This window comes from Acinetobacter sp., from assembly GCF_036666595.1.
GTDB lineage: Bacteria > Pseudomonadota > Gammaproteobacteria > Pseudomonadales > Moraxellaceae > Acinetobacter.
Window position 1 is genome coordinate 285,374 of sequence record NZ_JAVWVO010000001.1, and the last position, 20,154, is coordinate 305,527.

16 protein-coding genes are annotated in these 20,154 nt (G+C 41.8%); 9 read left to right on the top strand and 7 right to left on the bottom strand.

Annotated features, from left to right (window positions below):
• Positions 1 to 76 precede the first annotated feature (76 nt).
• Positions 77 to 595 carry a tetratricopeptide repeat protein gene (locus RR876_RS01400; RefSeq protein ID WP_332476972.1) on the top strand — a complete coding sequence of 173 codons (519 nt, stop codon included), beginning with the start codon at positions 77 to 79 and terminating at the stop codon, positions 593 to 595.
• 34 nt (positions 596 to 629) lie between these two features.
• On the opposite strand, the gene RR876_RS01405 is transcribed toward RR876_RS01400, so the two are convergent.
• Together RR876_RS01405 and RR876_RS01410 are read right to left on the bottom strand one after the other, a co-directional pair.
• Positions 630 to 1,580 (bottom strand): DUF4424 family protein, encoded by a 951-nt coding sequence (locus RR876_RS01405; RefSeq protein WP_332476971.1) that lies wholly within the window; start codon positions 1,578 to 1,580, stop codon positions 630 to 632.
• A 21-nt stretch (positions 1,581 to 1,601) separates the two neighbouring features.
• Positions 1,602 to 2,135 (bottom strand): cysteine peptidase family C39 domain-containing protein, encoded by a 534-nt coding sequence (locus RR876_RS01410; protein ID WP_332476970.1) that lies wholly within the window; start codon positions 2,133 to 2,135, stop codon positions 1,602 to 1,604.
• Positions 2,136 to 2,356: 221 nt separating this feature from the next.
• Between RR876_RS01410 and ahcY the strand changes: the two genes are divergently transcribed.
• The 6 genes from ahcY to RR876_RS01440 all read left to right on the top strand — a co-directional run bounded on the left by ahcY (position 2,357) and on the right by RR876_RS01440 (position 12,302).
• Positions 2,357 to 3,739, top strand: a complete 1,383-nt coding sequence (gene ahcY, locus RR876_RS01415; RefSeq protein WP_332476969.1) for an adenosylhomocysteinase — start codon at positions 2,357 to 2,359, stop codon at positions 3,737 to 3,739.
• Positions 3,740 to 3,925: 186 nt separating this feature from the next.
• A complete protein-coding gene (metF, locus tag RR876_RS01420; RefSeq protein ID WP_332476968.1) occupies positions 3,926 to 4,762 on the top strand; it encodes a methylenetetrahydrofolate reductase [NAD(P)H] in 837 nt (278 codons plus the stop codon).
• A 40-nt stretch (positions 4,763 to 4,802) separates the two neighbouring features.
• Entirely contained in the window at positions 4,803 to 5,519 is a 717-nt protein-coding gene (locus RR876_RS01425) for a 16S rRNA (uracil(1498)-N(3))-methyltransferase (RefSeq protein WP_332476967.1), read from the top strand.
• Between the two features lie 180 nt (positions 5,520 to 5,699).
• Entirely contained in the window at positions 5,700 to 8,576 is a 2,877-nt protein-coding gene (locus RR876_RS01430; RefSeq protein ID WP_332476966.1) for an EAL domain-containing protein, read from the top strand.
• Between the two features lie 139 nt (positions 8,577 to 8,715).
• A complete protein-coding gene (locus RR876_RS01435; RefSeq protein ID WP_332476965.1) occupies positions 8,716 to 10,995 on the top strand; it encodes an NADP-dependent malic enzyme in 2,280 nt (759 codons plus the stop codon).
• Between the two features lie 83 nt (positions 10,996 to 11,078).
• Entirely contained in the window at positions 11,079 to 12,302 is a 1,224-nt protein-coding gene (locus RR876_RS01440; RefSeq protein ID WP_332476964.1) for a multifunctional CCA addition/repair protein, read from the top strand.
• A 52-nt stretch (positions 12,303 to 12,354) separates the two neighbouring features.
• On the opposite strand, the gene epmA is transcribed toward RR876_RS01440, so the two are convergent.
• From epmA to RR876_RS01465, 5 genes are all read right to left on the bottom strand, one after another.
• Positions 12,355 to 13,338: an EF-P lysine aminoacylase EpmA gene (epmA, locus tag RR876_RS01445; protein ID WP_332476963.1), complete on the bottom strand. Its 984-nt coding sequence runs from the start codon at positions 13,336 to 13,338 to the stop codon at positions 12,355 to 12,357.
• Positions 13,335 to 14,402 carry a 4-phosphoerythronate dehydrogenase gene (locus RR876_RS01450; RefSeq protein WP_332476962.1) on the bottom strand — a complete coding sequence of 356 codons (1,068 nt, stop codon included), beginning with the start codon at positions 14,400 to 14,402 and terminating at the stop codon, positions 13,335 to 13,337. The genes epmA and RR876_RS01450 overlap by 4 nt, the downstream gene beginning before the upstream one ends.
• Before the next feature lie 303 nt (positions 14,403 to 14,705).
• Positions 14,706 to 15,854, bottom strand: a complete 1,149-nt coding sequence (locus RR876_RS01455; protein WP_332481838.1) for an outer membrane protein transport protein — start codon at positions 15,852 to 15,854, stop codon at positions 14,706 to 14,708.
• A 632-nt stretch (positions 15,855 to 16,486) separates the two neighbouring features.
• Entirely contained in the window at positions 16,487 to 16,651 is a 165-nt protein-coding gene (locus RR876_RS01460; RefSeq protein ID WP_332476961.1) for a rubredoxin, read from the bottom strand.
• Entirely contained in the window at positions 16,648 to 17,865 is a 1,218-nt protein-coding gene (locus RR876_RS01465; protein ID WP_332476960.1) for an alkane 1-monooxygenase, read from the bottom strand. Before RR876_RS01465 ends, RR876_RS01460 begins: the two co-directional genes overlap by 4 nt.
• A gap of 114 nt (positions 17,866 to 17,979) precedes the next feature.
• Between RR876_RS01465 and RR876_RS01470 the strand changes: the two genes are divergently transcribed.
• Positions 17,980 to 19,014, top strand: coding sequence for a helix-turn-helix domain-containing protein (locus tag RR876_RS01470; protein ID WP_332476959.1), 1,035 nt, complete (start codon positions 17,980 to 17,982; stop codon positions 19,012 to 19,014).
• 173 nt (positions 19,015 to 19,187) lie between these two features.
• Positions 19,188 to 20,150, top strand: coding sequence for a hypothetical protein (locus RR876_RS01475; RefSeq protein ID WP_332476958.1), 963 nt, complete (start codon positions 19,188 to 19,190; stop codon positions 20,148 to 20,150).
• Positions 20,151 to 20,154 lie beyond the last annotated feature (4 nt).

Sequence of the window (20,154 nt, forward strand, 5' to 3'; positions counted from 1 at the left end):
TAAAAGCCAATCTTCGGATTGGCTTTTTCACTTGAAAGCATTAGGCTATCCACAGTTTAAATCTTTGGTTATTTGTATGCCTAAATCTCCTAAAATTCCTGCTGAATTGGTCAACCTCGCAACAACGGGTAATAGTGACGCTCAATTTGAACTTGCTGAACTGTATATGCAAAGTGAAAATGAAGATGACATTACGCTTGCAGAAGAATGGGCGCTCAAAGCAGCAGCATTGGGTCATGTGGAAGCCATGTATTGGCTGGGTGAAGGTTATGCTTTTTATGCCAAAGAACTTCGTGAAGAAGATCCAAATGAAGCTGAAACCTACTTTGGACATGCACATCACTGGTTAAAACAGGCCGCTGAGCTGAAACACCCTAGTGCAATATTAGAGTTGGCTGGTTTTTACCGTCGTGGTGATGTGGTTGAAAAAGATGTCGCTAAGTCAATTGAACTGGTACAACAAGCAGCGGAACTGGGTGAGGCTCAAGCCATGCGTGATTTGGCATTCATTTATGAAAATGCATTAGGTATCGATGCAGATGAAGCAAAAGCCAAATACTGGCACGACAAGGCAGATGCCGCAGAGCAAGAATAAGCAAAAGCCCATCCTTTGATGGGCTTTTTACTACTTAAAACTTATGCACAAAAATAATATCTAAATCCTGCTTCGGCACAAAATTCTTTTCTGTCATTTGAAATTGTGTCGAACTGATCTTTTTCACCTGACCCTTCCAACAAAATGAAACCAACTCATTCGGATCACGCTCAATGGTTAGTTTAAAACTTTGAATAGGTTTCGCCCAATTTGCACCCGTTTTTAAGATATAGCCCAAAGCTTGATAAGGTGCATATTGCGACTTGGCCTTTTTCAAACCCGCTTTGAAGTTTTGATCCATACAATAGGTTTTTTCATCCTCTTCAGGATATAAAGAGACCGAACCACCGACCAATGGCATGTATTCATGTTGTACATGGGTCAACGCATTGGCCTTAAACTTCTGCTGCCAACTATAAATGATTTGCGATTCCCAATAAATTTCATCATCCGCCTGATAAGGTTTTAAAAGCTGCTGCACCGTTTTGTCCTGACAACGATACAAACGCTGATTAAGCGTAGAGTCTTGTTGCAATAACCACGGATACATCAAATCTCGATCTGAAAAACCACATTTTTTCAAACCTGCAGTCACATCGACGACTTCGCCATTGGCATTGAAGTCACCACCAGCTGTTAAAGCGGGTAGAAATGCGCGCACATGGGTTTCTGGCTGAATCTTTTGTGCATTGGCTTGTACTTTAAAGCTTTCAATCAATTGTTCGGTATGCGCAAAATCACTTTCACGCGAACTACCCACACGCGGCAAAGGAAACAAAACAGTTTCCGTAATATCTTGAGCTGTAAGATTTTTAAATTGGTAATTCACCCGAATGATGTTTTTACTGATAAACAAATCTTCACTTTGCATACTGATTTTTGGATTTTTCAGATATTGCACACCGCCTGTTGCCACAAACCCCGTGCTGTCATTAGCACTGATCTGCATAGAAATGAACACGCATAGCCCGAGGATCTTTTTCATTTTAATATTCTTCTTCAATGTTTAATGTTCTGCATGAGTCTCAAAGTTTGCATTATCAATAATGATCACCTGACGACAAATGCCTTCGGCTTTTTGCTGTTGTTCAAATACAGATGCAGGCATCGCATCAAAACTGTCAAAGAAACAGATTTCCGTTTCATTCACATCATATACGAGCGAATGATTCCCTATGCCGTCTAAAGTATCGTAATAGACAATGACAAATTTATTTTGCTCAAATTCCTGTTGCATTTGTTGGTAATTGATGGCCGCTAAAACTGGCAGTTTTAGTTGCTCAGCTTCTGCATAACTCAATTTTTCTTGTTCTTGAAGCTCTGGGTCTTCATCAGTATAAAATTGAACATCAAAGCCAAATTTCTTTAATCCGACTGCCAAGCCAATGGTTGTGGTTCCGTTTTCTGCATCATAACCACAAACCTCTATCAACTGTTCAATATCCGCATCTATACCCAAATGTTGCAGCATCATCCATACTGCATAGATACCGCCATTGGCTTCAAGGTTCATTAAGGATTCAGGGATATTCACGGCCATAACACAATTCAAAAAAAATGATTGTGTTGATAATAAACAAAACATCGTTGGAACTAAATCAATTTCCAAGTACAATACTTCGCTAGTCGAGGGATGCTGCGACTTTTTCACAGGTACATAAATGTGAAATCGCTAGGCTCGACGATCCGGTTCAAATCCCTTTTGAATCAACAACGGCATCCGCGAACTGAATGATCAATTTTTTATATTAGGAGATCGTGATGAACGCGGTTACTGCTTCATTTACAGATTACAAAGTTGCTGATATTTCACTCGCTGACTACGGCCGTAAAGAAATCAAACTTGCTGAAGCAGAAATGCCAGCACTTATGGGCCTACGTAAGCGTTATGCTACTGCAAAACCACTTGCTGGTGCAAAAATCCTTGGTTGTATCCACATGACCATTCAAACTGCGGTTCTTATTGAAACCCTAGTTGAATTAGGCGCAGAAGTTCGTTGGACATCTTGTAACATCTTCTCTACTCAAGACCATGCTGCTGCGGCAATTGCGGCTTCTGGTGTACCTGTATTTGCTTGGAAAGGCGAAACAGAAGAAGAGTATGTATGGTGTTTAGAGCAACAAATCAATGTGAATGGTACGCCTTGGGATGCCAACATGATTTTGGATGATGGCGGTGACTTAACTGCTCTTGTTCATGAAAAATATCCTGCGGTATTGGCTAAAATTCACGGTATTACTGAAGAAACCACCACAGGTGTTCAACGTCTACTTGAAATGTGGAAAGACGGTTCTCTTAAAGTGCCTGCTATCAACGTAAACGATTCAGTAACTAAATCTAAAAATGACAACAAATACGGTTGCCGCCATTCACTAAACGATGCGATTAAACGTGGTACAGATATGCTTTTATCTGGCCGTCGTGCACTTGTAATCGGTTACGGTGACGTAGGTAAAGGTTCTGCTCAATCTCTTCGTCAAGAAGGCATGATTGTACGTGTAACCGAAGTTGACCCAATCTGTGCCATGCAAGCATGTATGGACGGTTACGAAGTTGTTGCTCCGTACAAAAACGGCGTTCAAACAGGTAAAAAAGAAGACATTAACCTTGACCTTCTTCAAAACACGGACTTGATCGTAACTACAACGGGTAACTACCACGTATGTGACGCTGCAATGTTAGATACATTAAAAGCAGGTGCAGTGGTGTGTAACATTGGTCACTTTGACACTGAAATCGACACGAACTACTTACGTGGTTACAAGTGGGTTGAAGTGAAGCCACAAGTACACCAAGTGTATCGTTCTGAAAATGACAGCGACTACTTAATCCTTCTTTCTGAAGGCCGCCTAGTGAACTTGGGTAATGCAACAGGTCACCCATCACGTGTTATGGATGGTTCTTTTGCTAACCAAGTCTTAGGTCAAATGCACTTATTCGCTGAAAAATTTGCGGATCTTGCTGAAGATCAAAAACAAGCGGCTATTCGCGTAGAACTACTTCCTAAGAAATTAGATGAAGAAGTGGCTGCGGCAATGGTTGCTGGTTTTGGCGGTGTGTTAACAACTTTGACTCAAGTACAAGCAGATTACTTAGGTGTTCAAGTTGAAGGCCCATTCAAGTCAGATGCTTATAAATACTAAGTTTTATATTTCCCCTCATCCTAGCCTTCTCCTAGTGGGAGAAGTGACTTTTCATTATTAATGCAATTTATAGTGAAAAGTCCCCTCTCCTGTAAAGCGGGTTTTAAGCACTGCTTTAAAGCTACGCGCAAGTGAGGGGCTAGGAAGAGGTCTAAATAAAAAGCATTTATAAAAAAGGATTTGAACATGTCGAAACACATTCCTATTTCTTTTGAGTTTTTCCCGACCAAAACGGATGCGGGCGCAGAAAAGCTAAAAGTCGTACACCAAGAATTACAGCTGCTAAACCCAGAGTTTTTCTCAATTACCTATGGTGCAGGCGGTTCAACCCGTGAACGTACCTTAGCAGCGATTGCAGAATTTAATGGTAAAGGCACACCTGTTGCCCCTCACCTGTCTTGTATTGGTGATGACAAAGCACGTATTGCTGAGTTACTCGACATTTATAAAGATCAAGGCATTGACCGTATTGTGGCGCTGCGTGGAGACTTACCTTCAGGTCAAGTCGGCCTAGGCGAATTACCTTATGCAACGGATTTGGTTCGCTTTATTCGTGAACATTCTGGTGATCATTTTCATATTGAAGTTGCTGCATATCCAGAAATGCACCCTCAAGCAGAAAGCTTTGACTTAGACATTCAACGTTTTTGCGACAAAGCCAATGCAGGTGCGAATGCTGCACTGACTCAGTTCTTCTTTAATCCAGATGCCTACTTCTACTTTGTCGATAGCATTCAAAAAGAAGGCGTGAACATTCCAGTTGCACCAGGCATTATGCCGATTACCAATGCCAGCAACTTGATTCGCTTTGCAGATGGTACAGGCGCTGAGATTCCACGTTGGATTCGTAAGCAACTGGCAACCTATGGTGATGACACTGCCAGCATCAAAGCTTTTGGTCATGAAGTGATTGTGAAACTTTGCGAACGCCTGATTGCAGGTGGTGCACCGAGTTTGCACTTCTACACCATGAATACGACTGATCCCACCCGTCAGCTTGTACTAGACCTCGGTTTAGCATAAGCATTTAAACTAGATTCACCCTATTTGAGAGTAAAACCGAATGCCTCGTTTTTTTATGGAAGCAGAACTCAACGTTGATCACACTGTCGAATTGACTGAAACTGTGTTTCACCACTGGGTAAAAGTTTTGCGCGCTCAAGTCGGTGAAACGGCTACCTTGTTTAATGGACAAGGCGGCGAATATGAAGTGACCTTAAGTGACGTTGCTAAAAAGTCAGCATCAGTTCAGGTCACTGCTTTTAACCCAACCAATCGTACGCCTGCGTTTAAAACTTTACTCGGTCAAGTGATGAGTAAAGGTGATCGTATGGACTATGTCATTCAAAAGGCAGTTGAATTAGGCGTTTCCGAAATTCAACTATTAACGTCTGAACGTTGTGAAATGCGTTTGAAATATGACCGCGACCAAAAGAAGATTGATCATTGGCAAGGCATTGCGATTGCTGCCTGCGAACAATGTGGCATGAACATTGTTCCCACTATCCATGCTCCAGTCAGCTTAGACAAATGGCTCGCATCTGAATTACCTGCGACGCGACTTGTACTTGCCCCGAATAAAGAAAAACTCGATGTATTGGCGAATGCAACACCAAACATTGCACTCCTTATTGGGCCTGAAGGCGGTTTAAGTGAGGCTGAAATTACAACAGCCAATGAGCACGGTTTTATCAGTTGGTGTATTGGTGAACGTGTATTACGTACTGAGACAGCACCGGTCGTCGCTTTGTCGATCCTCAACTACAATTTAGTGATTTAAATCACATAAACAGCCGAGTCACCCTTTTGTTCTGTTAATATATTGATTATTATGTACAACAATATTACCCTTGACTTATATCAAAACATAAATTGATTGTGTTTTACACAATGTATTTAAATTTGAAAAAGACACAACACAACGCCATTGGGTCATAAAAAAAATAAGGTTTCGCGATTCATGCCAGATATTTCTACAGAAAATCTTGATCGGCACTTGCAGACTGCGCAAATATCGCATTCCATTAGCCATCTTCGTTTCCTCATCAGTAGTTTACTGATTCTTAATTTTTATATTTTCTGTGCATATCACTATAATTTTTCTCAAGATTCCTTTTATTTTAACCTGTGGTTTTTTGTTTCTGAGTTTATCCTCAGCATTTTTTGGCTCGTGAACACCGTGTATTTCAACCCGCGAAATCGCTCTGCCAAACATGCGCACCGCTGGATTCAAGGTATCTGTTTAAGTATTGGTCTTTTGGTTGCAGCAGGCGTCGTCTGTATTTACTACTACTTACCCAGCCTATCTGGCAATTTTAACTATACAAATGCCTTACTCTTATCTGCACTCTTAGTGATTGTCACACAGACCGTTTGCCTCACCTATTTAACGCAGCGCATCAGTTATTTTTGTTTGGTTTTTATTCCATCCATCACCCCTTATGTCCTCTCGCAATTTATCAACTTCGATGCCAATCACGCTCTTTTTCACCTTGCTGTAAACTTTATTCTGATTGTGATTTTGCTCTGTGCCAATGCCACCAACCGTATTAATCAGCATTTATCCCGTCTCTCAATTAAAAATCGAGAGCTGAAAAAAGAAGCTGAAAAACAAGTCGCGTGGACCGATGATTTATGCAAACAGCTACAAAACGAAGTGAATAAATCCAAAGAAATTGAACAACAGTTACAACTGAACAATCAATTGCTTGAGCAAAAAGTACGTGAGCGGACCTTTGACGTAAATCAAATCAATAAAGATTTAAAGAACAAACAAGAAAATCTATCGCTTGCCCATGAAATTTCAGGTATTCGCCCTTGGGATTGGAATATTAAAGATCGGCTCATTTCCCTGACTAATCACAGACAAGAAAAAGTACTTAAAAATTCCACAGAGCATCAACTTCAGCTTCAGTATCTAATTCATCCAAATGATATTGCCCCGTTTAAATCTGCAATGAAAAGTCATTTACGGGGTCATTCAGACCGCTATGAAGCCACTTATCGTGTGCAACACAATAACGGGAAATGGTACTGGGTACATGACACCGGACGCGTCATTGCTCGCGATCCAATCAGTCAAAAACCGTTACAAATGGTCGGTATTCGACGCGATATTCAACATGAAAAAAGCAACCAAGAACGCCTACGACTAGCAGCGAGTGTACTTGAACAAGCTGAACAAGGGATTTTCATCTTAGATGAAGACCTGCGTTATATCGACGTAAATCCGTTCTTTGAACGTTTGGCTGGCTTTGAAGCTGCACAAATTAATGGCAAGCATCTGTTTGATATTGTTGCGAACTATAAGTCGCATCAACGCACCACACATAACCAAATCATTGGACAGCTCCTAAAAAAAGGCGAATACGACGGTGAACTTAATGAAAAGTTCCTATCAGGCAAAGAGCTGTGTATTTGGATGCATCTGAATGCCATTACCGATGAGCAAGATCGTGTCACGCATTATATTGGTATCGTGTCCGATTTAACCGAGCGCAAACTGCAAGAACAGCGTCTGTCTTATTTAGAAAACTACGATACGCTGACCGACTTACCCAACCGTTTTTACTATAACTATCAGCTTCATCAGTATTTGGTTTCTCAGCAAGACAGTATTAAACAACTGGCGATTATTCGACTCAATATTGACCGTTTCCGTCCACTGAATGAATTCTTAAGCAATAATGGCGGCGATGAACTGCTGCGCCAAGTTGCTCAGCGCCTTCGTTTGACCAATGCTGAAGCCTTGATGGTGGCTCACTTAAATGGTGACGATTTTGCAATTGTATATGAGGTCTCTCATATTCGCCCCTCTGTTCAGGAACATATTGATCGCATTAACAAAGCCTTTAGTCTGCCTTTTGATATTTTTGGTCAAGAGCATATTATTACGCTTTCAATGGGGATTTCGCAGTACCCTGAACATGGTCGTCAACTGGATTACTTAAACAATTGTGCAGAACAAGCACTGAGTGAAGCAAAACGCTTAGGTGGAAATGCCACCAAGTTCTACAGCCTGAGCAATACTGTTGCATTAGAAGAAGGGATTTATTTAGAACGCGATTTAAGACTGGCAATACAAAACAACGAGTTGGTGGTTTACTACCAACCTAAAATCAACTTTCACGATCAGAAAATTTATGGTTTTGAGGCGTTGGTACGTTGGAATCATCCGAGCAAAGGCATCGTGCCACCAGGTCTATTCATTCCGATGGCAGAAAAAACCAGCTTAATTTCAGATATTGGCCGCATTGTAATTTTACAAACCGCTAAGCAAATCAAAGAATGGAATAAATTGGGTTTTGATAATATCTGCGTTTCGGTCAATGTGGTTGCCCAACAATTACAACGTGGACAGCTTTTAAAGGACTTAGATGAAGCCCTTGATCGATATAAAATTAGTGGTAGTAGCCTCGAATTAGAAATTACAGAATCCACTTTGGTTGAAAACTCAGAAGCAGTGAAAAACCTCCTTGAAACCATCAAATCGCGTGGCATTCATATTTCTTTAGATGACTTTGGCACAGGCTATTCATCGCTGTCTTATCTAACTGACTTCCCTATCGATACCTTAAAAATTGATCGAAGCTTCATTTCAAAGATTGGGCACTGCAAACAAGAAGCCATTGTGAGTGCCATGATTGCCATGGGGAAAGCCATGGGTATGACCGTGGTGGCGGAAGGAATTGAGACCGAACAACAACTGAGTTACCTACAAAACTTAGAATGTGATATCGCGCAAGGTTATTTATTTTCCAAACCTCTTCCGCAGCTCGATGCTACCCAATATTTAAGAGATCATCTCGACACACCCTCGTATACATACTTAATATAAATCAGACTGTTTTAGCTCTAAGTTTGCCTTAAAAAGCACCAGCTATCACTGGGATATGCCAGCAACTAATGGTATATTCGGTCTTGTCTACCAAAAACTACCAGCTCCGCTGGCTAACCCACGCTACAAAGAGATTCAGATGGACGATCAATCATTAAAACAGCAAGCTTTGTATTATCACGAATTCCCAACCCCAGGGAAAATTAGCGTTACACCTAGCAAGCAGCTGGTCAACCAACACGATTTAGCCTTGGCGTATTCACCGGGTGTCGCAGCACCATGTCTTGAAATTGAAAAAGATCCTTCAAAAGCAGCACTTTATACTGCACGAGGGAACCTTGTTGCCGTGATCACAAATGGTACTGCCGTTTTGGGTCTAGGTAATATTGGTCCGCTTGCTTCTAAACCTGTCATGGAAGGTAAAGGCGTTTTATTTAAAAAATTCGCAGGTGTTGATGTATTTGACATCGAAATTGCAGAAAATGATCCTGACAAAATTGTCGATATTGTTGCTGCATTAGAACCAACTTTTGGTGGTATTAACCTTGAAGACATCAAGGCACCAGAATGCTTCTATATTGAACAAAAACTTCGTGAACGTATGAATATCCCTGTGTTCCACGATGATCAGCATGGTACATCCATTATCGTTGGATCTGCTTTACTGAATGCTTTGCAATTGAATGGCAAAAAAATTGACGAAATTAAAATCGTCGCTTCAGGCGCAGGGGCTGCAGCTCTGTCTTGCCTAGATTTACTTTGTGCCATTGGTGCAAAAAAAGAAAATATTATTGTTGCAGACTCACGAGGTCTACTTACAACAAAACGTGAAGGTCTAGACGACTCTAAAAAACGTTATGTACAAGATGTTGAAGGCACTCAACTGGCTGACGTGATTGCAGGCGCAGACATGTTCCTCGGTTTATCTGCTGCGGGTATCTTAACCAAAGAAATGGTTAAGCTGATGGCGAAAGATCCGATTATCTTCGCACTTGCCAACCCAGATCCTGAAATTCTGCCTGAACATGCACACGAAGTTCGTGATGACGTGATCATGGCAACAGGTCGTTCAGATTATCCAAACCAAGTGAACAACGCACTGTGCTTCCCTTACATTTTCCGTGGTGCTTTGGACGTTGGTGCAACCACCATCAATGAAGAGATGAAAATTGCATGTGTCTATGCGATTGCACGTATGGCACACATTGAAGCAGATGCAGCATCTTATGGTGAAAAATCTGCATCTTTTGGTCGTGATTACTTAATTCCACGCCCACTTGATCAGCGTCTGATTTTAGAAATTGCTCCTGCTGTTGCACAAGCGGCTATGGATTCAGGTGTTGCAAGTCGTCCAATTCAAGACTTCTCTGCATACCGTCAACGTCTTTCTGAGTTTGTTTATAACTCAGCACTGATGATGAAACCTATTTTTGCACAAGCAAAATCTGATCCGAAACGTATCGCTTATGCTGAAGGTGAAGACCTACGTGTACTTCGTGCAGTACAAATTGCAGTCGATGAAGATCTTGCAAAACCAATCTTAGTTGGTCGTACTGCGGTTATTGAAGCGAACATTAAAAAGTTAGGCTTACGTCTTGAACATGGTGTGAATATCACGATTGTGGATCAAGAAAAAAACCCTGACTACGAATTGTTTGCAGATGACTACTACACACTTATGCAGCGTAAAGGTGTAACACCTGAATATGCGCAACGTGAAGCACGTCGTCGTTCAACCTTGATCGCATCGATGTTGGTGAAACATGGTAAAGCAGACGGTATGCTATGTGGTACGTATTCAAGTTACGACATTCACTTAGACTTCGTGAAAAACATCATTGGTAAAAAAGAAGGTCACAACTCTTTCTTTACATTGAATGCTTTAATGCTTGAAGACCGTAACCTGTTCATTGCTGACACTTATGTCAACACCAACCCAACAGCTGAACAGCTGGCTGAAATGACAATTTTAGCCGCTGAAGAAGTACGTCGTTTTGGTATGACACCACGTGTTGCATTACTTTCTCACTCAAGCTTTGGTTCAGATCAAACTGATCCAAGCGCGCAAAAAATGCGAAAAGTGTTTGAAATTTTGACGAAAATCGCGCCAGAACTTGAAGTTGAAGGTGAAATGCATGCAGACGCGGCATTGGATGAAAACATCCGTAACTTTGCATACTCAAACTCGCGTTTCAAAGGTTCTGCGAACCTATTGATCATGCCAAACTTGGATGCAGCCAACATTTCATTTAACTTGTTGAAATCAACTTCAGGTAATAATGTCACCATTGGCCCTATTCTACTTGGCGCAGCGAAACCAGTTCATATTCTTACACCGACAGCAACAACACGTCGTTTAGTGAATATGACTGCGCTGACTGTAGCGGAAATTCAAGAAGCGGAGAAAAACGGCGAATAATTGTTTGTCGTTATACTCGTATCTTGTGACTTGAGAAAACCTCTATTCTGTAGCATGATGACTGCAAGAATAGAGGTTTTTTCATGCAAGTTTATTTAGTAGGCGGTGCGGTCCGAGATCAGCTTCTGGGTCACCCCTATCACGAAAAAGATTATGTCGTTGTCGGTGCAACGCCTGAACAACTGCTTACCCAAGGTTTCCAACCTGTAGGTAAAGATTTTCCTGTTTTTTTACATCCTGAAACCAAAGATGAATATGCACTTGCCCGCACAGAACGTAAGTCAGGACAGGGATATCATGGCTTTGAGTTTTATACCGACACTACCGTTACCTTAGAACAAGATTTAATTCGACGTGACCTCACCATCAATGCCATCGCCATGGATGATGAAGGCACACTGTATGACCCCTATGGCGGCCAACGCGATTTAGAGCTCCGTGTTTTACGGCATGTTTCTGATGCTTTTGTAGAAGACCCACTACGCGTCCTCCGTGTTGCACGATTTGCTGCACGTTATAAAACCCTAGGATTTACAGTGGCCGACGAAACGTTGGCACTGATGCAGCAACTCGCAGACTCGGGTGAACTGGAAGCACTGACTCCTGAACGTGTTTGGAAAGAAACCTCTCGTGCTCTGATGGAAGATCATGCCGATGAATACTTTGAAGTGCTACGTCGCTGTGGTGCTTTAAAAGTGCTTTTTCCTGAAATCGAGGCACTTTACGGTATTCCACAGCGCCCTGAGTATCACCCAGAAATTGACTGTGGTATTCATACCATGATGTCCTTACAACAAGCCTGCCGTGCCAACTACGCGCTGGATGTTCGTTTTGCTGTTTTGGTGCATGACTTAGGCAAAGCTTTAACACCTGTAGACGAGCTACCACGTCATATCATGCATGAAGAACGTGGGGTCAAACCTGTGACTGAAGTGTGTGAGCGTCTCAAAGTTCCAACGCAGATGAAACAGCTCGCTATTACGGTTTGTAAAGAACATTTGAAATGTCATCAAGCCCTGACCTTAAAACCAGGCACTTTATGGCGCTTACTGCAACGCTTAGATGTACTACGCCGCCCAGAACGGGTCGAAGCCTTTGTGCAGGCCTGTGAATGCGACTCACGTGGTCGTTTAGGACTTGAAGATCGAGAATACCCACAGTCTGCATATATTTTAAAGGTGATGGATGTGGTGCGAAATATCAAAGCACAAAACCTACCTGCGGATATCAAAGGTCCGGATATTGGTGAAATGCTGATTGAACGTCGAATACACGCAATTGGAGAGCTGAAGGCTCAATACAGCTAAACCTTCATAAACTCAAATAAAGCGCCACAATCGGCGCTTTATTTAATTTCACTTAAGAAATGGATGCGGGAAAGGTAATTACTTTTTCCAACTGCATGTGTTTAGTTGCAATCATTAACAAACGATCTACGCCTAAAGCAATACCTGCACATGCGGTCATTTGAGGCAAAGCAGCCAATAAAAACTCATCGATTGGCATCACATGTAAGCCTAACTTTTCACGTTCAGTATTATCGGCTTCAAAACGTGAACGCAACACCTCCGCGTCGATCAACTCATCATAAGCATTGGCGAGTTCCAAACCTTCAATATACAGCTCAAAACGTGCTGCAACCCATTCACCGTCTTCATCCGTTTTAGTTTTGGCAAGCGAGGCCAGCTCTGGTGGAAAATCGGTTAGAAATACAGGCGTATCAAAACCTAGACTTGGTTCTACAAAATGTGAAAAGAGCAAATCAATATAACCCAGTCGGTCATCGCCCAAGTCCAAATTTAAGCCCACGCGGTTACAGCAGCCTTTTAATTCTTTCAAACTGGCTTGCAGAGGGTTCAAATCTAAACGATCCATAAACGCATGTTTATAGCTCAAAATTGTAGGGCGAACCTCACCAAAACGCTGCTTTAATGTGACATTTAATAAATCTGTCACTTCAAACATCAAATCCTTCAAACTGAAATTCGGTCTATACCATTCCAGCATGGTAAATTCACTATTGTGTTTACGACCATGTTCATCATCACGGAAAACTTTACAGATTTGATAAATCGGCCCACTACCACTGGCCAATAAACGCTTCATGGCAAACTCAGGTGAGGTCTGCAAATAATGCGTTTGTTGTTTGCCTTGTACATGGCGCTGCGCTTGAACTGAAGCCAAATGCACATCAGTCACACCAGCTTGAGATAAAATCGGGGTTTCAACCTCAAGCACTTCACGTTCAGCAAAAAACTGGCGAATTTGGCTATACATTTGCGCGCGAGCACGCATGGCTTTTAAATCACAGGTTGGCTGATAATGGATCACGTCCTGACTCATGCCTTCGGTCCTCCGTGTGCAGCCCATTCACGGCGTAATGGATAAGTTTTTCTTAAATGATCAAAGGCTTTTTGATCGATCATCCCCTCTTTTAAGCAAGCACGTAAGGCTTGGTCATCCCGTGCAATCGGGTAAATTTCATTTAAATGCTTTTGAAGTGCAGATTTCAAATCTGGCCCTTCAAAATACTGCGCGCACACAGGCAACTGCGACTCGAAACTTTTATGTGCTTCAAACTGAAAGGTTTTACAAAAGGCTTCATAGATCATTTGTGTACCACGTGCTTTGCCTTCTAAACTATAACCTGCGATATGTGGTGTCACCAGACTCACAGCATTCAACACTTGTTCAGAAATCACAGGCTCATGCTCAAAGACATCTAGTACCACTTTACGCTGTGTTCTTTCGATGTCGGCTAATAAAGCTTGCTCTTCAATCACAGGCCCACGTGCAGAATTAATCAATATTGCTGTCGCTTTCATCGCAGCCAAAGCTTCGGCATTGAACAAATGATAGGTTGGATGTGGTCCTGTTTTGGTTAAAGGTACATGCAATGAAATTGCATCGGCAGTACTTAATAAGGTATTAAAATCGACTTGCTGAATCTCATCTTGCTGTACAAAAGGATCATGGCCGATCACATTCCAGCCCAATAGTTTGGCCATATAAGCTAAGCGAGAACCGACATTTCCTAGACCAATGATCCCCAAAGTAAAATCATCCTCAGGGTTCAGCAATGCTGGCTTGAGATGGAGCAAAGCCGTAATCACATATTCAGCCACCGCCTGCGCATTACAACCTGCGGCATTCGCCCATTGAATATTCTGTTTTTCAATAGCGTCAATATCTAAATGGTCTGTACCAATGGTTGCACTCCCTACATATTGAAGTGTGGTGTTATTGATTAATGCTGGATTGACTTGAGTTACAGAACGCACCAACAGTGCTTTGGCATCTACAACATCGGCATGGGTTAAAGTACGCCCTGCTTTGTGTTCAACTTCACCAAATTCGGCAAAAAAATAATCGGTAAATGCGAGATTTTCATCTGCCACGATTTTCATAATGTTTTCCAACGCTTTGTTGGCTCTATGATAACCGTTGCACAAGCTCAACACTATGTTGCTCTGCAATACATCTGAATAAACAGTCACAATGTTTCATCTGAATGGTGAAAATCGAATCCTTTAAAGACTGGTTTAATCTAGTTTGACTACATTCAAAAGGCTGAAAAATATGAAGCCAACGCAGTCAATCTGATGACCGTACAAATCAGTAGACAAATAATTCAATACTACAAAAAAAACCTTCTCCCCACCATTTCAGAGAGAAGGCAAAACCTCAAGCGAGTAAATAAACTAGATGAATTATTTAGATTTATAAGAGAGTTTCATCCCCACGATATAGCCTGTATTGTCCTCAAACTCGCCAACAACTTGACGGCTAGATAGTTCACCTTTTGCATCACCAAACCACATGTAGCGACCGCCTAGACTGAACGCCAACTTTTGGTTGAAGTTATATTTCGCTGCCAAGCCTGCACCCCAGTAACCATTCACAGGTCCTAACGTTGGAGCTGGGTCACCCGCACCTGAGTCCCATAAACCTGATACAGAAATCGCTAGCTTTGGTGTCAAACGTTTACCAACACCCAGTTCAACTGAGGTTTGATCTTCTGAATAGTCAACTAAAGGTAAACCTTTGCCCAATGCAGCTGTAGTAGATGCTTTTAGTACTGGAGGATAAAAAGCAAAATCACTCCATGGCACATAGCGAACTTTTGCATAAACTGCTGTCGTTGCATTTAAACCTGTTTGCAAGTTTAAATTCAACGGCTCAGGGGTCGTGATCGTACCTAAGTTGCTGTGCGAATAATCCCCTTCAAATACAATATCTGCTAAAGGCACATCTTCATTAATCGTTGCGTTATGCTCTACTTCAGAGCGATAGGTTAATGAGGCCAAAATCCCCATTTCAGGTTTAGCATAGCTTAGACCTGCAACCCAACCGACAGCTATATCATCAAAATGGTTGTTATAACCACTATTTGGTCCATAAGTTAAACCACGTAAATGAACATCGGCTTGAAGCTGTTGAAGTGCTGGGCCAGCATAAATCATGACATTTTTATTTAGGTTATAGCCTAAAAGTGCTGTGATATTTTTCGATTTCACATCTACACGCGTATTGGCATCTGCTGCTGGACGGTTTGTTGCAATGAAATTATTATCACCCTCAAACTTTACTTTGGCACCAAAAGGTTCATCATAAATCACCGCAAGACGTAACTTCGGGCTTAAATCTGTTTTTATTGCATAACTCAGCGCCTGAAAGTCTTCAGCAGTGTCAGAAATTTTATTTCCACTGATATCTGTCCCAGTCGCATCGGGTGAAATATGGCTGTAACCGACTTCTGCATAGGTACCCGATTCAAATAAAGCATCAATTTGTTGTCGCGAACGCTCAAGAGCTGCGGCATAAGTCTGGCCTGCACATACGGACAGTATCGCTCCAATGAGATACTTCTGATTTCATTTCTATTCCTTTAGTTGCGTTTTAAAACAGCAAATGCCAACCATTCCTATGAAAAGCACTCACTATATTTGATTAAAGCGAGGGTGATTTAGTCCCTTTTGTTGGCCTCAAACATGTATTAAGGCGTATAAAACCTGATAACTTTTATGGCGTATTTGAGAGGGATAAATAACGTATGCTTAGATATACACATTTCAGTGTGAATTGAATTTGAAAATTAATAACGGCGGTTCTGTTCTTCTGATTCATCATAGCTCTTCATCCTTTTAAGCTTTGTTGTCTTGTAATCCGCTACAAGACTTCTCTATCTCTGTTATTTTTGAATTTTCTATCTCGTTACAATCATTCGATTTCACATCGATCTTTTTGAAATATGCTTTGGATTTTAAAGAAACCCACAATCATCCTTAATCGAGGGTTTCTTTAAAACATGACTTACGATTTTCACTCTGAGACGGAGCATTAAATCTGCTTGAGAAGATTAACAGTCTTAAAGCGCAGAGCAACCATGCGAAAGAATGGTTTAGCAGAATAAATCATCAAATAGAAAGGTTTTGGGTACAGCCACAGTCTGTAGCAGCACCCTATTACAGAATGCGTTCAAATCTATTGTTTAAATCTCGACCATATCAAAATCAGCTTTACAGACACCGCAGTCAGGACAGGTCCAGTTTTCAGAAACATCTTGCCATGGTGTACCCGCCGCAATTCCTTCCTGTGGCCATCCGAGCTGTTCATCATAAATCCATCCACAAACCAAACATTGATAGCGCTTCATGTTACATCCTCACCTATAAGAGGTGACTGAGAGAACAATCCCGCAAACTTCTGCAGAATTTTATGTTTGGCTTTAGGGTAAATATTCATTTTGCTGAAATCGCCTGCATAATGCTCCACCACCCGTTGATCCATCAATTTAAACCACCACTTCGGAATCAGTGCCGGTAATATCATGGCCCCATAACCTGCTGGAAGCTGCGGTACGTCTTCATAGTTTCTCAGGGTTTGGAAACTTCGCGTTGGATAAGCGTGATGGTCAGAGTGGCGCTGCAACTGATATAAGAACAGATTCGTCACCAAGTTGTTATTGTTCCAACTATGTTCTGGCTGGGTGCGTGCATATTGGCCATTTTCAAGCTGTTCCCGCTTTAAACCGTAATGCTCAATATAATTTACGACTTCAAATAACGTAATGCCATACAAAGCTTGAGTGGCTTGGGTGACCGCAATATTTTTCCCAAAACATTTTAACATCGCCGCATGATAAAGCCCTGACATCGCCCAACCTTGCAACAACTCATTCTTGAGTGACCAGAAACCAAGACCTTGGCGCTCTAAACGTCGGGTTTCAATTTCAACTGCCGACTTAAAACTACCCACCACTGTTCTCGGCCAAAACTGCCAAAAAGACTCGCCCATTTGCGAAGAAGCGGGGTCCTCAGGTGTGGCCACACGACGATGGTGCCCATAAGGATGCTCAATCCGAAAATGATTATACGCCGTCGGTGCCAAGGCCAAATGCGACAACATTTGTTCTAATTTATTCGGTTTATGGCTCAGTTCATGCGCAGTATTAATCGCAACACCATTCAGTACGCCCAATAGTGTGCCAATAAGCACACGATCATGCGTTGGAGTGCTATCGCGACCAGCGAGGTATAAGGCATAAAAGTTGGCACTGTATTGCAGTGGAATAAACAACTTCACAATACGAGCATAGTAGGGATCGGCCTCTAAGGCTGCGATTGCGGCATCAGGTGGGTTTTCGCTATCTTCACCAATCAATTTGTCCAAAGCTGGCATGACCACGTGCATAAAAATCGGGCCTGTCGAGGCAAACACCGAACGTAGTTTTTTGGGGCCAAACTGATAGCCCGCCAAAGCGCCCATAGCAATACACGGGTACGCCAAACCAAATAACCATAAATGCCGTTTTTTATCCTTAAACTGATGTTCACTGTGCTTCTGCTCAAGCAAGGTCAGTGCATTCATGCGGAACTCCTTTTTATTTTAGATAGAACGCTTGCTTATTATTGGTAAAATCAGTTGTTATCATTATTCATTTTCAGACACTATATATTCAAAATAGGACATCACTTTAAAAATATGAATCCTCACATTCCATCTATTCCAGCCCGATATTATTTGCGTTTGCTGCCTTTATTGCTGGAACGTCAGATGGATTTAACTGAGCTTTTTCAGCTGTTAGGAACGGATTTGAGCAGCTATGTACAACTGGAGGATGCCAAGCTTTCTCTGACACAAATTGAAACCTTGGTCAGCTATTTACTTAAATTTCCAGAAAACCGTGATTTGGCCTTTGAACTCGGTCGCTCCTTAAAATTGAGCGCCCATCATTTGGTTGGCTATGCCTTACTCAGCTGTGAAAATGTCATGCAAGCCTTAGGCGTGATGTCGCAATATTTCAGCTTAATCATGCCAAACTTTCGACTAAAAGTGACTGAGTTAACAAACGTCGTGGTTTTGGACATTCACCCGCTGCAAGCCATGAGCACGCTCACATTGAATTTTCATTTAGAAGCCATTGCCGTGGGTTTCTGCAGAAGTTTTGCTGAATTGCTAAATCAAAACGTTAAACCCTATGACATTCATTTATCTGTGTTTCAACCGACTTATGTGCAGGCCTTACAGCAACTCAAACCTGCTCAATTTCACTTTGGTACACTCATTCGTCCTAGCATTAAAATCTTTATTCAAGCGGATAATTTAGACACGAAGCTCCTCAAAGCAGATGCATTTTCATTGAACATTTTGGAACAACAGTGCCGCGAACAACTGAAACAAATCAGTTTAGATGGAGAGATTATTGACTGGATCAGCATGATGCTCCGCGAAGCATCTCCCCCGCCAAGTTTTGAAGACTGTGCACAAATGTTGAATGTCTCAAGTAAAACCCTGCAGCGCTACTTAAAAAAGCAGGATGCCAATTTTAATACCATTCGTAAGCAAGTTATTCTGAGCCGCGCGAAGCATCTGCTGATGCACACCAATAAAAATATTACCGAAATTAGTTTTGAGCTGGGCTACTCCACGGCAGCGAATTTCTGTAGAACATTTAAAGCTGAATTAGGCACCACACCACAGATGTATCGGCTAAATTCCATGCCGAAGATAAGCTGAACTTTTTAGCCTCAATAAAGGATGCTTTAAAAAGAGTTCATACCAAATAAAACAATGATCATCCTGCTAAAATAAATGTCGTAGTCCCTGCTGGTTTTTATTTCAATATCAATAGTAATTTGATATATAACTGTATAATAAAACAGATTTTAAATTTATTTTTTGGGGCACGGATGCGCGAAACTGATCACGAAATTATTCAACTTTTTAAACAACACGTTCACCCCCTTTCAAACAAACTCACTGAAATGTTAAATGAACATTTCTCCCACCAAACGGAACGTCGTGGTTGCGGCTATACGCAGGCGACACGTGTTTTAGCGGACTATATTAACAGCCCCAGACTCAGCCAAGATTTTGCCGACTTAAAACTGTTTGACCAATACGAAACCAAGACCTTAAAAGTATTGCTTGAGCAATCGCAGTACATGATTTCAGATTGGCATAATTTAGATTTGAATGAACAAATTCAACCGCTGCTCGCAACCGAAAACAGCTCTGAATTTGCTCAGCAAGTGCAACGTCAGCGACAGTTACAACAACAATTACGCAGTATCACCGCACAAGCGCAACTGGAAGAAACTCAGATTCTGTGCCAACTGATTGCCGATATTGTTCTCCCGCAAAGCACAGCGAAAACAGGTTTGGTTGAGCTCGAAGCCTTGGCTGAGAAACCAAAAGTCGGTTCTTGCCCCATGGCTGAAAACTTCTTCCTCAAAATTGCCCATGGCCGCGTCTTAAGACAGGGCGAACTCAATATTTTTGTGGATGAACAACAGCAGCCCTTATTGCTGGAAAAACTCAATATGGGAGATGATCATTCCTGTATTAGCCTAAAACCGATCCTGATGAATGGGGTATGTTTGCCTGCAGGTTCATTGTTCTCGGTCAACTATGATCGCACAGCCATTCAAAACAAAACTCAAAACCAGCAATATAAAGGCTATGTCATCCCCTATTTTGAGATCAACGGCTTTTGGTTTTTAAGACTCACGACTTTAGCCATTTCTCCTGAAAATCGTGCACGTGCTTTTACAACGCATTATCAGCAGCAAGTTGAAAATGGTTTATTTAGTCCGGGAACCACACGCCTACAGCAATTGGTTGATGTTGCGACCGCACAAATACGGAACTAAACGC

Coding starts and splice junctions, on each gene's coding strand:
- RR876_RS01400 (WP_332476972.1), top strand. CDS start 77: ATGCCTAAATCTCCTAAAATTCCTGCTGAATTGGTCAACCTCGCAACA.
- RR876_RS01405 (WP_332476971.1), bottom strand. CDS start 1,580: ATGAAAAAGATCCTCGGGCTATGCGTGTTCATTTCTATGCAGATCAGT.
- RR876_RS01410 (WP_332476970.1), bottom strand. CDS start 2,135: ATGGCCGTGAATATCCCTGAATCCTTAATGAACCTTGAAGCCAATGGC.
- ahcY (WP_332476969.1), top strand. CDS start 2,357: ATGAACGCGGTTACTGCTTCATTTACAGATTACAAAGTTGCTGATATT.
- metF (WP_332476968.1), top strand. CDS start 3,926: ATGTCGAAACACATTCCTATTTCTTTTGAGTTTTTCCCGACCAAAACG.
- RR876_RS01425 (WP_332476967.1), top strand. CDS start 4,803: ATGCCTCGTTTTTTTATGGAAGCAGAACTCAACGTTGATCACACTGTC.
- RR876_RS01430 (WP_332476966.1), top strand. CDS start 5,700: ATGCCAGATATTTCTACAGAAAATCTTGATCGGCACTTGCAGACTGCG.
- RR876_RS01435 (WP_332476965.1), top strand. CDS start 8,716: ATGGACGATCAATCATTAAAACAGCAAGCTTTGTATTATCACGAATTC.
- RR876_RS01440 (WP_332476964.1), top strand. CDS start 11,079: ATGCAAGTTTATTTAGTAGGCGGTGCGGTCCGAGATCAGCTTCTGGGT.
- epmA (WP_332476963.1), bottom strand. CDS start 13,338: ATGAGTCAGGACGTGATCCATTATCAGCCAACCTGTGATTTAAAAGCC.
- RR876_RS01450 (WP_332476962.1), bottom strand. CDS start 14,402: ATGAAAATCGTGGCAGATGAAAATCTCGCATTTACCGATTATTTTTTT.
- RR876_RS01460 (WP_332476961.1), bottom strand. CDS start 16,651: ATGAAGCGCTATCAATGTTTGGTTTGTGGATGGATTTATGATGAACAG.
- RR876_RS01465 (WP_332476960.1), bottom strand. CDS start 17,865: ATGAATGCACTGACCTTGCTTGAGCAGAAGCACAGTGAACATCAGTTT.
- RR876_RS01470 (WP_332476959.1), top strand. CDS start 17,980: ATGAATCCTCACATTCCATCTATTCCAGCCCGATATTATTTGCGTTTG.
- RR876_RS01475 (WP_332476958.1), top strand. CDS start 19,188: ATGCGCGAAACTGATCACGAAATTATTCAACTTTTTAAACAACACGTT.